12 protein-coding genes are annotated in these 15,524 nt (G+C 38.2%); 8 read left to right on the plus strand and 4 right to left on the minus strand.

Annotated elements, in window-relative coordinates; genetic code table 11:
* Positions 1–2: 2 nt before the first annotated feature.
* The 8 genes from GGR21_RS05965 to GGR21_RS06000 all read left to right on the plus strand — a co-directional run bounded on the left by GGR21_RS05965 (position 3) and on the right by GGR21_RS06000 (position 8,873).
* Entirely contained in the window at positions 3–2,198 is a 2,196-nt protein-coding gene (locus GGR21_RS05965; RefSeq protein WP_183306271.1) for a HEAT repeat domain-containing protein, read from the plus strand.
* 41 nt (positions 2,199–2,239) lie between these two features.
* A complete protein-coding gene (locus GGR21_RS05970) occupies positions 2,240–3,106 on the plus strand; it encodes a hypothetical protein (protein ID WP_183306272.1) in 867 nt (288 codons plus the stop codon).
* Positions 3,107–3,120: 14 nt separating this feature from the next.
* Complete coding sequence (locus GGR21_RS05975; RefSeq protein WP_183306273.1) at positions 3,121–4,419, plus strand: APC family permease; 1,299 nt, start codon at positions 3,121–3,123, stop codon at positions 4,417–4,419.
* Positions 4,420–4,905: 486 nt separating this feature from the next.
* Positions 4,906–5,781: an ABC transporter ATP-binding protein gene (locus GGR21_RS05980; RefSeq protein WP_183306274.1), complete on the plus strand. Its 876-nt coding sequence runs from the start codon at positions 4,906–4,908 to the stop codon at positions 5,779–5,781.
* Positions 5,782–5,793: 12 nt separating this feature from the next.
* The gene (locus GGR21_RS05985) at positions 5,794–6,465 is read left to right on the plus strand and encodes a hypothetical protein (protein WP_183306275.1); all 672 of its coding nucleotides are present in this window, start codon (positions 5,794–5,796) and stop codon (positions 6,463–6,465) included.
* Positions 6,466–6,488: 23 nt separating this feature from the next.
* Positions 6,489–7,724, plus strand: a complete 1,236-nt coding sequence (locus GGR21_RS05990; protein WP_183306276.1) for a DUF4857 domain-containing protein — start codon at positions 6,489–6,491, stop codon at positions 7,722–7,724.
* A gap of 50 nt (positions 7,725–7,774) precedes the next feature.
* The gene (locus tag GGR21_RS05995; protein ID WP_183306277.1) at positions 7,775–8,323 is read left to right on the plus strand and encodes a hypothetical protein; all 549 of its coding nucleotides are present in this window, start codon (positions 7,775–7,777) and stop codon (positions 8,321–8,323) included.
* The gene (locus GGR21_RS06000; protein WP_246348004.1) at positions 8,259–8,873 is read left to right on the plus strand and encodes a PepSY-associated TM helix domain-containing protein; all 615 of its coding nucleotides are present in this window, start codon (positions 8,259–8,261) and stop codon (positions 8,871–8,873) included. The genes GGR21_RS05995 and GGR21_RS06000 overlap by 65 nt, the downstream gene beginning before the upstream one ends.
* A gap of 36 nt (positions 8,874–8,909) precedes the next feature.
* Here GGR21_RS06000 and GGR21_RS06005 read toward each other — a convergent pair whose 3' ends face one another.
* From GGR21_RS06005 to GGR21_RS06020, 4 genes are all read right to left on the minus strand, one after another.
* Positions 8,910–10,526: a DUF6850 family outer membrane beta-barrel protein gene (locus tag GGR21_RS06005; RefSeq protein ID WP_221232933.1), complete on the minus strand. Its 1,617-nt coding sequence runs from the start codon at positions 10,524–10,526 to the stop codon at positions 8,910–8,912.
* A 19-nt stretch (positions 10,527–10,545) separates the two neighbouring features.
* The gene (locus tag GGR21_RS06010) at positions 10,546–11,877 is read right to left on the minus strand and encodes a DUF4876 domain-containing protein (RefSeq protein ID WP_183306279.1); all 1,332 of its coding nucleotides are present in this window, start codon (positions 11,875–11,877) and stop codon (positions 10,546–10,548) included.
* Positions 11,878–11,903: 26 nt separating this feature from the next.
* A complete protein-coding gene (locus GGR21_RS06015; RefSeq protein WP_183306280.1) occupies positions 11,904–14,879 on the minus strand; it encodes a TonB-dependent receptor in 2,976 nt (991 codons plus the stop codon).
* A gap of 249 nt (positions 14,880–15,128) precedes the next feature.
* Positions 15,129–15,341 carry a hypothetical protein gene (locus GGR21_RS06020; protein WP_183306281.1) on the minus strand — a complete coding sequence of 71 codons (213 nt, stop codon included), beginning with the start codon at positions 15,339–15,341 and terminating at the stop codon, positions 15,129–15,131.
* Between the last annotated feature and the right edge of the window lie 183 nt (positions 15,342–15,524).

The following is a 15,524-nucleotide window of genomic DNA, read 5'->3' on the forward strand; positions in this document are numbered from 1 at the left end:
AAATGAATAAGTTATTAAATATTTTCGCGTTATTACTTTTGCCTGTTTTCTTATTTGGACAAATAAAAACTATCTCTCCAAATGGAAAATTTGAGACTTCATTTGCGATTGTGATAGACAGCAAAACATATTCGGCAACAAAAGATGCTGTCGACGCTTATAAAAATACCCTACAGAAAGAAGGACTTGGAGTATATATTTTAATTGATGAAGTAGGCGATGCCGATGCTATACGGAATAAACTTATCGAATTGCATGGAGGAAAGCCGGAATTGGAAGGATGTGTACTGATCGGGGATATTCCTGTTCCAATGATAAGAGATGCGCAACATTTGTCCAGTGCTTTCAAAATGGATCAGGAAATGAAATGGGAACGGTCATCCATTCCATCCGACCGGTTTTATGATGACTTCAGTCTGAAATTTAATTTCCTGAAGAAAGATGAAAATAATCCTTTATTATACTATTATTCTCTGGATCCGAATTCAGCAATGCGTCTGCGATCAAATATCTATTCGGCACGTATTAAACCAATTGTACGCAAAGGTGCTAAAAGTCCGTATGAACAAATCAATGATTATTTGCGGAAAGTTGTAGCAGAACGCAATAATACAAACAAAGTGGACAACCTGATGATGTTCAGGGGGCATGGTTATAATTCCGAAGCAATGGAAGCCTGGTCTGGTGAGCAAATTTCATTACGCGAACAACTTCCCAGTGTGTTCAAAGCAGGTAGTAAAGCTAAATTTTTGGCATACGAAAGCCGTTTCCCTTATAAATTTAAGCTTATAGAAGAAATTCAGAGAGAAGATCTTGATATAGCGCTATTTCACGAACATGGTAGCCCTGACTTACAATACATAAACAGCTACCCGCTAGCAAAGAATCCGCAGGAAAATATAGAAAGTGTAAAGTATTATACCCGGGGAAAAGTTGCGGCAGCAGTTAGACGCAAAAAAGATAAAGAAGAACAGAAAGATTACTATGCCAATTATCTGGGCATTCCCCGCGAATGGGGTGAACTAACCGATTCTACGACGATTGCAGATTCTATTATTGCTCACAATATGGATATCCATCTGGAAGATATATATAATGCAAAGCCAAATGCTCGTTTCGTAATGTTCGATGCATGCTATAACGGGTCATTTAACAATGATGAATACATTGCTGGAGCCTACATCTTCAATGAAGGGAAAACGATAGTAACATTAGCGAACAGTGTAAACTCTTTACAAGATAAGTTTCCGGATGAGCTGATTGGTCTATTAGGTGAAGGTGTCCGTATAGGATTATGGGCAAAACATATCAATTATCTTGAAACTCATATTATCGGCGATCCTACTTTCAGGTTTGCCCCGGCTGAAAAAAATATTGACTTGAATCAGGCGTTAACGTTAAAGAACAAGGATAATAATTACTGGTTAGCTCTTCTGAAAAACAAGAGTGCTGACGTACAGGCCATCGCTATTCGTAAATTATTTGATAATGAATATTCCGATATTTCAAGATTACTGAAAGAAACATACTTCAATTCAGAATTTGGTTCTGTACGTTTAGAAGCAATAAGACTTTTGATTAAATTGGATAATGAAGATACTGTAGCTGTTCTGGAAAAAACCGTATCAGATCCTTATGAACTGATTCGCCGGTTAGGTTTAGAATATATTGGCAAAAATGGTGATCCAAGATTGGCTGGTGCTGTTATCAATTCTATGATTTATGACAATACATCCAAACGTGTAATGTTCAAGGCTAGTTCTGCGATTGGTTTCTTTGATCCAGAAATTACAGAAGCTGCTCTCAAGAAAGCGATTGACGAGAATACAAACTTATTGAATAAAGATGAAGTTTATAAAGAAATATTGAGTTCTATAAATTCACGAAAAGAGTCGACCGACCGATATATAGTAGAAATAAATGATCCGGCTTTAAAGTTGAAATCACGGATGTCATCAATACGATCTATCCGGAATATGACAACCCATTATAAATTGCCGGAATACATTAAGTTTGCGGCAAACGTAAACGAAGATCCTGTACTTCGTACTACTATGCTGGAAGCCTTAAGCTGGTATTATTGGTCATATCGCCGCAATGATATTGTAAAACTTTGCGATGATATTCTGAAATCATCAGAAGACAGCCCGCTTAAAACACAGGCTCTAAAAACTAAAAACATGATATTAAGTAATTAAAAACAACTAAAATTCTGTCTTTTAAGCAAAAACAAATCCATATGAAGTACCTGTCACTCTCGATAGTTCTGGCATTTTTATTCCTTGTTGCATGTAATACGGCAAAGGATATACATACATCAGGATCTGATAATTCAGTATTAAATGCTTATGAACGGCATTTGATTGACTCCATTCTACAATGCGGATTAGATAATGAAGCCTTGTTTACATTATTAGGCGATATAAAACCGATGAGTTCGTTGGTTACTTTTACTTTTCCTGTTGCAAATACCGATAGTGCAAAAAGAGTAGATGGGAATGTATTAAACCGTAGTACACATGGTATGTACCTCGATCGGATGCAAACAATTCAGGAAGCTGTAAACAAGCTGAATATACCAGATCTACAATTCATTATGGTGCCTTACATTTCTTCCAGAGGGAACAAAAGAACTATCCAGCTAAGTGTAGTAAGAAAAAGTTCTTTAGATAAACTATTAAAAGAAAAAGAAAGTTTCTACGGACAGTTTGGTTTGGTTCCCGGCACAGACCCCGTCGTAGTAGTCACTGCGATAGAAGGTAATGGAAAATTTGAAAGATGGCGTGGTTATGGATATTTATTCGGTTACCCTGATTATGCTGTTGATTTTTTCAATCAAGCTGCTATTGATTCAGAAAAACAGGGTGAGACTGCGAAAAGAAATGCCTTTAGGATACCAACCTATAATCCTAAATATAGTAATTTTGTCTATACCTATCCTATAGATCATGTTCCAACAGCAGACGTAGATTCAGTCCTCTATCACAGATCAGTCAAAATTTTAGAAGAGTATAAGAATATTCGTAATAATTATCTGAATGCGGACAGTAGCGTACAATCGTATAGATTATTGCGCGATTACTACAAAAGCAAAATTAAAAAATAAGCAACAGTTGCTTAATGACTAAAAGGCAGGTAACCAAAATAAGTATATATACAGGAATGTCTATTGTCGTGGCCAATATGATTGGGACAGGGGCATTTACAAGTTTAGGGTTTCAATTAGTAGATTTAAGTAATACAGGAGCTATCCTGTCACTTTGGATATTAGGTGGATTATTAGCTCTTTCGGGTGCTTTTAGCTATGCCGAAGTAGGAACGGTAATCAAACGTTCGGGAGGCGAATTTGCTTTCCTCTCACAGATTTATCACCCCGTTATAGGATATCTTTCGGGGTGGATATCGCTTACTGTTGGTTTTGCAGCTCCAATAGCCTTAGCTGTTATTGCATTTACCGAGTATTTCCCAATATCGACAGCTTATCCTAAACTTATAGGTATCCTACTGATAGCCGGCATTACTCTTATTCATAGTTTTAGCCTCAATTCCAGTTCAAAGTTTCAGAATATCACCACATTACTAAAGGTATCACTAATAGCGATACTTATTATTACCGGTCTGGCGCTTCCCGCAGGAACTGAAAATGCAATAAATTTCGAAAAGCCTTATCTTGGTGAAATTACCTCAACCGCTTTTGCGGTAAGTCTCATTTATGTAAGCTACTCATATTCAGGATGGAATGCAGCAGCTTATATTACCGAGGAATTTAAAAATCCAGTCAAAGCACTACCTATAGCCCTGATCGGCGGAACACTTGTTGTAACTCTACTATACACCCTATTACAATTTGTTTTCCTAAAACATGTTCCGTTAGCAGAACTAACAGGAAAACTAAATGTAGGTACCATTGCGGTACAGCATATGCTGGGAGATCAATTTGCTAAGCTCTTTGGTGTTGCAATATCTCTATTACTAATATCAGGAATAAGTGCAATGGTTTGGGTTGGTCCACGGGTAACCGCAAGCATAGCAAAAGAGTATTCTCTATGGAAATATTTTAAAGACAACGCTAAAGGCATACCGGTAAAAGCCCTTTGGCTACAGTTCTTAATAAGCGTTATATTAATATTATCCGGTACGTTTGAGCAAATTATGATATATTGTGGAGTTTTACTCTCTGTTTCTTGCCTTTTAGTTGTTATAGGAACTTTCATATTAAGAGTAAAAAACAAGGATTCATTATCAAAAGGATTTAAAAGTCCTTTATTTCCCCTATTCCAAATCTTTTTTATTGTTATATCCTTATGGATGATCGGCTTTGCTTTTTTTAATAACCCCATTGAGTGTATAATCGGACTAAGTAATATATTATTAGGATTAGCTACGTATTTCCTTAGTATAAGGCTGAAACAATCATAAGTAAATATTTTCATCCTTTTGCCTTACTAGAATATCGAACAGGCAGAGCAAAAGAAATATCCGATGAGACTTCTCTTCGAAAATAAAAAACAGAGAGAATATAAAAAATATCCTCTCTGAAAAATTCATTCTATTTTACGCAGTAGCCCTACAATCCAACCTCTTCTACATTTGTGTATTTATGAAGAGACCCAATTTGAATTTAGCTGTCAAAACACGACGAACAGCACGGTCTATATATATATATTTCTTCCAACTGATTTTTGGAGGGGCTGTTTTACTTTTTTATTTTATTTCCATTATATAGCAAATCCGCCATGACATTGTACCTATTAATAGGTATCCTTATCCTTTCTTATACCCACTAATAGGTATTTAAATAATGAATCTATATTTATAAATTCGCAGCTTAATTATTATACTCACAAAGAGTTGCTGTTATAAGTCTACTTCAACAAAATGTGACAATTATCCCTAAACTACCGAATGAATACAATTATTCAATGTGATAACATTACCCACTATTACGGTACACGTTTAATATACGAGAACCTGTCTTTTGAAGTAAAGCAAGGTAAGATACTTGGCCTGCTTGGAAAAAACGGAACAGGAAAAACGACAATAATCAATATATTGAACGGTTATCTCAAACCACGTTCGGGTATATGCAGGATGTTTGGTGAAGATATGGAAAACATTTCACCTGCAACTAAAGCCCGTGTAGGGCTATTACTTGAAGGGCATATACAACATACCTACTTCAATGTAGAGCAAATAGAGCGCTTCTACAGCAAGTTTTTTCCTAACTGGCAAAAAGATGCATATTACGAACTACTGAAAAGGTTGCAGGTAACGAAAACCCAACGTATCAGTACAATGTCATGCGGACAGCGTTCACAGGTCGCATTAGGGCTGCTATTTGCCCAAGATCCTGACTTATTGATTTTAGATGACTTCTCCATGGGACTCGATCCCGGATATCGTCGTCTGTTTATCGAGTATCTTAAAGAGTATGCAACGGCTGAGGGCAAAACTATATTCCTCACATCGCATATTATTCAGGACATGGAGATGCTTATAGATGATTGCATGATTCTTGATTATGGTCGCTTGCTACTTCATGAACCGACAAAATATATAATGAACAACTTCCGCCGTTTTCGTTTCAAAAGCCAATCTGAAAAGATAGAAAAACATGGTGGCCTATGGAATAGTGAAAAACTGGGCTCATCCTGGGAAACATACTCTTTTTTATCAAAAGAAGATGTACAGAATATTCTTTCACCTTATAATATAAGCGAGTTGAAAGAAGAGAGCTTATCATTGGAGGATGCATTTATTGGCTTAACCGGAAAGTATTAAACAACGATTTTTATGTTACAAGCATTATTTTACAAAGAATGGTGTAAGACAAAGCGGGTAATACTGCTCTTATTCCTTGTTTTCATTGGAGTTCTGGGCTATACGTTTATCAATATAGATCAGATGTTCCGTATATCGGGAGCCATTAACACATGGTCTAATATTATAATGAAGGATATGTCCATCTTACCGCAGATAATGACATGGGTACCTGTTTTAGCTGCCCTATTATTGTCATTCGCTCAATTCATTCCCGAAATGACAGATAAACGGTTGAAACTGACGCTGCACCTTCCTATGCCCGAGAACAAGATAATGACAACAATGTTATTATATGGGATATGTACGCTTCTCACATTGTACATTTTAAGTTATATCATATTAGTAATAGGAGCAAGCATATATTTTCCTTCCGAAATTGTCGCTGGTATGTTATGGCAATCCATTCCGTGGTTTCTGGCCGGGATTTTGAGTTATATACTTGCCACATGGGTCACCCTTGAACCGACATGGCGTCAACGCATATCTAATGCATTCATTGCAATATGCTTTCTTTCGTTTTTCTTTATTACCGCCAAATCGGGCGCATACAGTACATTTATCCCTTACCTGATATTGGTTGTAATTATCAGTATTAGCTTTCCATTCTACTCTACAGCCCGGTTTAAGGATGGGGCTCAATAAATAATGACCAGCAAGATCAAACAATGAAACAGAAAAATAAAATATATTACATTATCCTTATACTCACTACTCTAATAGGAATGTGGGTATTGCCTACCCTGGTAAAAAAAATCACATACAAACCCGATTCTTACCCTTTTGTGTACTACAGTTGCATGTTGAATGACTTATGCTTTATCGAATATTCGAACAAGAAGACTCCGATGCAAGATACAAAAGGGAATATATATACAACTTCCCAATTCGACTCACTGATGCCTATGCTCAATTTCAGGCAACTGATGTCTGACGGGCGGTTGCCTGATAGTATAAAAGGGATTGCGATCGAACCCAGAATTATAAGATCGAAGATGGTCAATTATAAATATAGCCCTAATGAAACAGCCACCCCTCAAATCGGTTTATACATCTTATTCGAAGCTATGCCCAAACGTGTGGGGATAGAAATGCCCGATGATGTATTCCGCATAAAGGATAAAATAGAATTTATAAATACGGGCACAAACTCTGTGAATAAAGAGAAAAGCAAGCTGTTTCAGGCTGCTATGGATAAAGAAGGCTATACCTTCCCTACCCAATGGGCCTCCGGGAATCTGAATCCTAGAAAACCATATGATGAAGGTTATTTCTGCCTTGATGCTAAGGGGGAACTTTATCACCTGAAGATGGTTAATGAGCGTCCGTACCTAAAAAACACACATATAAGCGATAGCATCGACATAGCCCACTTTGCTATGTTAGAAGTTGCAGACAAGCGGTTCTATGGTTTCCTATATAGTAAAACCGGAGAAATGTATATCATCGAAAATGAAGGCGGAGGATATAAAACAGTGAAATTGGACATAGATCCGATAAATTTGCAACAAGATCAGATCATTCTGATGGGGAATATCTTTGACTGGACTGTATCTGTCATTACCCCCGAATCTAAAAAATGCTACGGATTAGATGCTGCATCCCTGAAACGTATAGCAGAACACGATATAGATCGCACTCCCGGCAAATGGGACAAAGTATCGAAATGGATATTCCCGGCCTATATTACCATCGAAAGCAAATCCAGTGATTACTTGCTTCCTGCATTCCATTTCACTGCATTCACTGCATTATTAATCAATTTTTTATTAGCTTTGGGCATAGGTTTATTTGTACAGAATACTACCAGGAAAAGGTTATTCAATTTTACATTTGTCCTGATAACCGGAATTGCCGGATTCGTAGCACTACTTATCCTGCCCGGATTGAGAAAAAAATATTAGAAAGGAAATAATAAACAGGTCTGTGACCTTAACTAAAAAATTATATTGAAATGAAAAAGTTAATTTTATTTGTGTCCATACTTGGCTTATTGGTATCGTGTGGAAACAAAAAAGAGAATCAGGCAAGCGATAATGACAGTCGTAACGATACAGTTATGGCAAATAACATTCCAACCTATGGTTTAGATAGCTTGTTGGCTGTGGCAGATCAATTAATAGACAAAACAGTAATAGTGAAAGGTAGTGTCACGCATACCTGTAAACATTCGGGTAAAAGATGTTTCATTGTAGGTGACAATGAGAACGTTACCATGAGAGTGGAGGCTAAAGGCGATATCGGAGGATTCAACCGTGAACTTGTCGGTTCGGAACTGGCTATAAAAGGCGTTGTAAAAGAGCGTCGCCTGACAAAGGAATATATAGACCAAATGGAAAAAGAAACTAACGAGAAAAAAGCTAAAGAAGACGGATCTGCTGAAACATGCCAGGCCGAATTGAATAATATAAAAGAAATGCGCGACTGGATGAAAGCGAATGACAAAGAATATTATTCAATCTATTTTATGGACGGAGAGCAATATGACATCGTCAGCAAATAACGATAAAAGCAATAAGAAAGTCATATCTAAATGGGCTCGCATAATTCATCGCGATCTGGGATTCTTAATGGTCGGAGTCTGTTTAGTATACGCAATATCGGGCATTCTGCTTAATCATATGGACGGAAAAGATCCGGCTTACAAAACTGAGGAAATCAGCCTTCGGTTTGATCCGGATCTGAGTAAAGAAGAGCTTATGGTAAGCTGGAACGATAAAAAAGATCTGCCCGAACTACGTAAAGTGATGACGATCGATGACGATCATTTACGGTTGATGCTGGACGGTGGAGTTGGTGTTTACAATAAGTCAGACGGCAAACTCGATTACGAAAAGTATACAAAAAGAGAATTTATATACTGGATCAACAAACTCCATTACAACAAAGTGAAAGGATGGAGTATTATGGCCGATTTTTTTGCCGCTTCGCTTATTTTCTTCGCCATTTCAGGATTGGTAATAGTAAAAGGGAAAAAGGGTATTTCGGGCCGTGGAAAGTGGTATCTGATACTCGGATTACTTATCCCGGTTGTATATGTGATATTTAGCTGACCTGAGAAAAATAACAAATAAAAACAGGTTGTTCTTCTAAAAAGAGCAACCTATTTTTATTGTAGCGGATGTATAAGAACTTCCCTGCAGGTATTTTATATCCATTGCTTTAGTAAAACTACAATCTAAACCGACATAGCCATTCACGCTTTGCGATACTGGTGTATCGAATTTAAATCCGGCATTGATACCAAAGCGCGATGCGGTCAGGTATTCATATTCACGGTTTAGGTGCATATCAGAACTTTCCGGCTCTTTCTGGCTAGACGATGGGGTGGCATACAGTCCGTCATTGTTTGGTGTACCACTGCCCGAACCATAACCGGCACCCAGAGATATACTGTAAATATTATTTCCCGAGAATATGCTTCTACGGGCAGATACATTGCCCACGAAAGAGCGTATCGTTTGTTTACGGTAATAAGGATATACCGATACGGTTTGTTCCCTGCTTGAGAAATTCCCTCCGGCTTTCAACACCCATGTCGGATGATTGTCTTTTAGCCCGATATTTCCGGTGTATTCAATTCCGGCATTGATATCTTTTCTTTCCAGCATCTGGGTTTCCCCATAATATTCTATTATAGTATTTCCCGCGGAAGTAGTTATCCTTTTATATATTTTCTCGTAATTATCCAGTTTTTCCAGACCAGCTACCAAACGGACAGAGTGAAGGTCTGATTTCGTTTTCAGCGAAAACATCCCATTGTATTCGAGTAAATTGCCTTCATGCCTTGTATATTGAATTGTGGTACTTGACTTTATACCATAATACCCATCCCGGGATTTATATGTGAATTCGTTAAACAGATTCACTTTAGGCGACAGATTCAGGTTCAATTGGACAGCCCCCCCGTTAAACTGATTAAAGACCGGTGTAGTTCCACTGGTCTTGCTGGTATAACCTGAGTCTCCAAACAATTCGGATCTGCCATAGAATGACCCAAAACTGATCAATGAGTAATATTGCCGGTCAGTATTTCCGTACGTTTTGAAGTTCATCCCTTCGGTATTGCGCCTGTAGAAATAATTGGCTCCAATCTCTATTAACGGATTAATCTGATAGCTGGCACCTAAAGTCAGGTACATGTCCATCAGTGTATTTTGATGTCTCAAGTCCTTTATTTTAGCATAATTGCCTGTCAGATAATCTATTTTTCCTCCCAACCGTAACCCCTTGTAAACCTCAGCGCTGATAGCACCTGCAAGATGATATCTCTCCAGTTCTTTTTTGCCGGAATTTTCATCACTCATCTCCACTATATCAAATGGCATATAATAGGGGTCTATAAATGCAGACCCACTCATTTCCTTGCCTACAAACCTGCTGTATTCCACATATCCGTATAATACAACTTTAGGATTCATGCGGAAATACGATTCGGCTTTTCCTCCATACTGGTAACTATCCCCGGATTCAAAATAGTTGATGAACTTACCGTTACTTTTATTCAGATAGACTTCAGCTATAGAAACATCCTTGACCGGCAGGGTATGCAATCCTGCAGCATTATCGCTAGTAAACCACGCCTCCTGATTTTTTATATATTCAAAATCGGAGAGGCTTCTTATGCTGTCCTGCGCTGCTATCCCGGCGGAGCCGAAAACTCCGCCAAGCAGCATTAATAATGTTAATATCCTAAGTCTAAACATTATTTCTTGTCAGTGTATATCAATCGCGCAAAGAAGCTCTGCTACGTTGATGGAAATCATTCGTTGAGTTGTTTGTATCTTTATAAATGATACGTGCACCATTTTTAATTGAAGCTTCAGCATCGATACCGCTCGGATCTGTAGAGTCTGTTGTACCAAAACCATAATTGTATACAAGTTTATCAGCATTATCAGCTCTGGCTTCGGTTGCCTCTTTATCTACATTACGATATAATGTATAACCCTGCTTAGAAGTAAAGTTCACGAATCCGGCATCTACCCCTCCGGTCAGTCGTTTACTATTGCTCGTAGCAGCACTGGTAAATACTTCCATTCCGTCAACGATCCATTCTACCGGTACTTTCTTGCGGGCTTGTGATGCACTTCCCCCATAGTTATCCGTCAGGCTTGCGTCATCATTAAATGCTTGTAAGGTTGTCTCTTCATCGGGGATAAAGATAAAAAATGCAGGACTTGTCTGGCTTCCTACCCATGCACTTCCCTGAGAAACCCTCAAGGCTTTCAAGTAATGGCTGGAACTGATCTCCGCCGATGGTGCAGAATAGTATGATGTATGATTAAATCCGGATTCGGGATCATAAGTGCAATAATATTTTGAATTAGCAAAGTTGATAGAGTTACTAAAAGTGATTGTATTATCGATAGCATTATTAAGGGCAATAACTATATCTTCGCCTGGAGCCAGTTCTTTTGAGCTCGAGAAATACCATATAGCCATACCTGCCGGTATCCAGTTTTCCGCCTCATAAAACAGAACTCCATCTACGTAATCTTTATTCGCAGCATTAGAATTCCACGGATTAACACAAGCCAATGCTAATCTGCTGATATCTATAGGTATGTCCGAGTTGTTGGTAAGTACTACGTACTGGTCAAAGGCATATGCCCCACTGCCATCATCTTTCTGGCATCCTCCGGGATAAACTTCTTTAAAGACAACACCTCCCACTTTAGAAAGAGTGAGATTAAGCTCTACAATAGTTTCAGAGTTCCAATCCGCACCTATCGAATAACTGTTTTTAGAGCCGGTGAGACTATAACCAACACCACTGCTGGAGCGTACATCTGTAGCAGAAATAGTATATACACCGGCCACAACTGTAAAGGTTGCTTTTCCTTCTTCATCTGTCTTAGCCTCAAAAACAGTGCCGGTACTGCCTGTTAATGTAACCAATATATCTTTTTGAGAAGAGAATTCACTCTCGCTGGGGTAATTTAGCTTTACATTTACATTATAAGTTTTGTAATCATCGCCTCCGTTGTCATCATCGCTACAAGAGTAACAAAACAGTAGCGAACCAAGTAGTAAAAAGAATAAGTATTTTTTCATTTTTTTATTGTTTTAATTCAACATTTTCAGATTTTTATTCGTAATGATAAGCCATAATAAAAGCTGGGAATATAGCTTGTATTTTCATACAGGCTCACGTCATTGTCAGTCTGGCTCGATTTCACAGTCCCCAGACTGTTGAAAAAGTTCCTTGCATTGAAAGTTATCGATGCGTATTTTCCTATTTCCTTCGTTACAGAGATATTTGCATTGTAATAAGCCGATATCTTATTCGAATTGAATGTATAATTGCTAGAAGTCTTATTTACCATTTTTACCAGATCGTTATATAAAGCAGTATTATTCTCCTTTGCATCACGTAAGAGTTCGGCTGTGAATGGTATCTTGGTGTTCATATCATCATGACTTACATAGTATAGAGGATATGTGGCAATATACTGATCTCCTGCATATATATCCTTTTTCGTTTCGGAAGGAAGAAAGTCATCTTTAGAATCGAGAACAAAAGAGTAAGCCTTCCCTTCATATTCACTTATATATCGTGAGTAGTTGTAAAGGCAGGCTTCGATGCGAAGAGAAACAATAAGCTTTACTTCGGGAATATGGGTTGTAATAGTTAAATTTGTATTCAGTTGCTTACTTATTTTTCCATTAGATGTAGAACCGGTAGATCCTACATAATATGCTATATATTTGTATGAGTCGTTTTCTTCTATATTTACAGGCCGGGTAGCGTATAATGATTCGTCGGCACCTTTATAATAATAGTAGTTACCATCCAGACGGAACGAAGTTTTCAGGACTGGTATCTTAACAAAATCTATAATCCATTCCAGACCGCGACGTGTAATGGGAGAACCGTTAGACCGCATCAAATTACTGATAAAAGTATTCCTTACATTATATGCTAATTGCTGGTCGGGGTTTGCTCCTGTTTTATCCGATACAGTTACAATGCCGGTCGGATCTATCGAGTAAATCCTGTTTCCATCAGCAATAGGAAATGTTTCATTCTCAGGATTTGGAGTATATTTATATGAAAATGGTGTGTAGACAGATCGTGATGTATATGGATTTATCGTTTTATTGCTGTAGAATGACAAACTGACATTTGCCCATTTTGTTTTCAGGTCAACGCCCACCTCACGTAAACGATTCTTTTGCCATTTCAGATCCGGATTGTATAAAGCTTTGGTGGATGTAGAATAATATCCATAATAGGATGTTCCGTCGCTTAACGATCCGGGAGCAAAGACCGGAATATCTTTGTATGACGGTTGCGGGTAAAGAACCTCAAAAGAAGGAAGTTTTACCGCTTCACCCCATCCGGCACGAATGTCAATATTTCTGAGGAAAGCATCTTTGTTGAAAGGGATATTGTACTTCAGATTGAAACGCGGGGAGAAGCTACTTACTGTCCCATACTCCGACCTACTTATCGATGTTATATCGGAGCGAATCCCTGCGGTTAATTGCAGACTGGTTCTATTAATCGGTAAAGTCACCTGATCTTCAGCATATAGTGCCATATTGTTGAGTGCAGGTAAATCGCTGTAAGGATAATCGCGCCATGTGGGTGCAGTAGCTATATCTCCATAATACACGCCACGCCCATTATTGCTTGTACGGCTAAACTCCGAGCCTATTACCAGACGGTTGGTCATCCGGTTTATTTTCTTATTCCACGAAGCTTTAAGCTTTCCGTTCAGTGTTAATTCTTTGCTCTCATCATTTTTTATCTCGTACCAGTTTCCGGCAGGTATCAGATACACACCACTATAGGGATCACCGAGCTGCCCTACATAATAGCCATCTTCTGTGGCTCGGAGGACAGGAGTAGACGAAGCGCTTGAATTATATTTATTCTTTTTCCAATGCTTATAGTTATAGTTTGCCGAAACAGAAGCTTCCAGTTTAGTTATCCAGGGTTTGTTCAATAACCAGTTAATCTCCACATTACCTCTTATCAGGTTATCGCTTTGTTTCACATACGTATCGGCATAATAGTCGGGGTCAGTTTGTGCATCGTATCCTCCGAGATTACCAGTGAGGCCTGCTTTCAATATTATAGGTGCTCCTCCCCTGTTTAATACATTATTATATGCCAGTGATGCTATATTTCGCTTGTAGGAAGTATGTGGAGATGCGATATCCGATACCGACTTGGTATGTTCCAGATGTAAATTCAGCGTTCCTGATTTTTCACCTAGCAGGAATCCTTTGCCCAGTGTATATTGTTTAGCATTCGATTTTGTTACAAATTCAGCCGTAAGAGGAGATTTGCCTTTTATTGTGTTTACCTTGATAACTCCACTGGTTAAATCACCATATTCAACAGATGGTATACCTGTAATGATTTCGACAGACTCAATATTGCTCGAACTTATATTACGGGTATCAATTCCTTTGGGAGAAAACAATGAGCTATTTGAAATAAAATTAGTAGGATTGGTCATATTCCCATTATTCGACAATCTTACACCATCCACCTCAACTACGGTACCCATAGTGGCATTGCCAAGCTCACCTGATCCGCTGCGCAACGAAAACTGGTCTCCCGATTCGGATGCCAATGTATTTTTCCGGCTTGTTTGTCCTCCGGGTAACAGGCTGGTAAGGTCTGCTACATCCAATACCTGCATATGATCTATCGTGGTACGGTCAAGTATATAGGTCGTCGTAGCATCACTTTCTTTACGTTGGGCTGTAACAGTCACTTCGCTCAACGCCAGATTATCTTCGGAAAGAGTTAAAGTCAGATTTCCTATATCTTTTCTTACATCGATGTCTAATTTATATTTGGCATATCCGATATATGATGCTATTATTGTTGTTTTTCCAACAGGAACTTGCCTGATAACGAACGATCCGTCTTTCCCACTTACCGCCCATAAATCATAAAAGGGCAATGTTACAGTTGCGAATTCTACAGGTTCTTTAGTGACATTATCCAAGACCTTTCCAATGATGGTATAATTCTGGCTAAATACAGAAAATACAGGATAAAATATAAAGAATATAACTGTTATATATCTTCTCATCAGATGGTTAATCATTTAAGATGCAAAGATATTAATACCAGAAAATTATGCAATCGCCAAAGATAGGTATCATCGATATTGTTTATACCTATTTATAGGTATACATGAAGATTTTACAGCAGTATATCAAAGGAAATAATTCATTAAGAAGTTTTAACTCCATTGAAAATGGGCTTTTTATTATTGGGTATATCTAGCATCACCTGTTCTGCACTTTCCCCTGAACTATAGGCAGACGATTATCTCGGATTACCAGTCCAAAGTAGAATGGTCACATGGAGTCTTTGATGGAAAAGTAAATATTGAATTAAATGTACTTGCTACATCACACAATAGCTCATTAGAGGTGGAAGCTACTATCAAGTCATAGCCATCCTGGGAGAACGAGGGTTCCAAGTGGTCTAATGGAAACAAGGTTCCCGATGGAAATATCCCTGCAGCAAGAGACGAAGTGAAATACATTCAGCGAATCGATAAAAATCTAATTACTCATTGTCTACACAAATAAATCAAAGCCGCCTAGTCACATGACCCGACGGCTTTGTCTATTTATTGGGAAGAAATACTGGACGGCCTTGTCTGCCGGCGGCATAACCTACTTCCCCGAAGTATTACAGTAACACCCTGTACTATTTGTTTTTTGTT

The organism is Dysgonomonas hofstadii (assembly GCF_014196915.1).
Taxonomy (GTDB): domain Bacteria; phylum Bacteroidota; class Bacteroidia; order Bacteroidales; family Dysgonomonadaceae; genus Dysgonomonas; species Dysgonomonas hofstadii.

Coding starts and splice junctions, on each gene's coding strand:
- GGR21_RS05965 (WP_183306271.1), top strand. CDS start 3: ATGAATAAGTTATTAAATATTTTCGCGTTATTACTTTTGCCTGTTTTC.
- GGR21_RS05970 (WP_183306272.1), top strand. CDS start 2,240: ATGAAGTACCTGTCACTCTCGATAGTTCTGGCATTTTTATTCCTTGTT.
- GGR21_RS05975 (WP_183306273.1), top strand. CDS start 3,121: ATGACTAAAAGGCAGGTAACCAAAATAAGTATATATACAGGAATGTCT.
- GGR21_RS05980 (WP_183306274.1), top strand. CDS start 4,906: ATGAATACAATTATTCAATGTGATAACATTACCCACTATTACGGTACA.
- GGR21_RS05985 (WP_183306275.1), top strand. CDS start 5,794: ATGTTACAAGCATTATTTTACAAAGAATGGTGTAAGACAAAGCGGGTA.
- GGR21_RS05990 (WP_183306276.1), top strand. CDS start 6,489: ATGAAACAGAAAAATAAAATATATTACATTATCCTTATACTCACTACT.
- GGR21_RS05995 (WP_183306277.1), top strand. CDS start 7,775: ATGAAAAAGTTAATTTTATTTGTGTCCATACTTGGCTTATTGGTATCG.
- GGR21_RS06000 (WP_246348004.1), top strand. CDS start 8,259: ATGACAAAGAATATTATTCAATCTATTTTATGGACGGAGAGCAATATG.
- GGR21_RS06005 (WP_221232933.1), bottom strand. CDS start 10,526: ATGTTTAGACTTAGGATATTAACATTATTAATGCTGCTTGGCGGAGTT.
- GGR21_RS06010 (WP_183306279.1), bottom strand. CDS start 11,877: ATGAAAAAATACTTATTCTTTTTACTACTTGGTTCGCTACTGTTTTGT.
- GGR21_RS06015 (WP_183306280.1), bottom strand. CDS start 14,879: ATGAGAAGATATATAACAGTTATATTCTTTATATTTTATCCTGTATTT.
- GGR21_RS06020 (WP_183306281.1), bottom strand. CDS start 15,341: ATGTATTTCACTTCGTCTCTTGCTGCAGGGATATTTCCATCGGGAACC.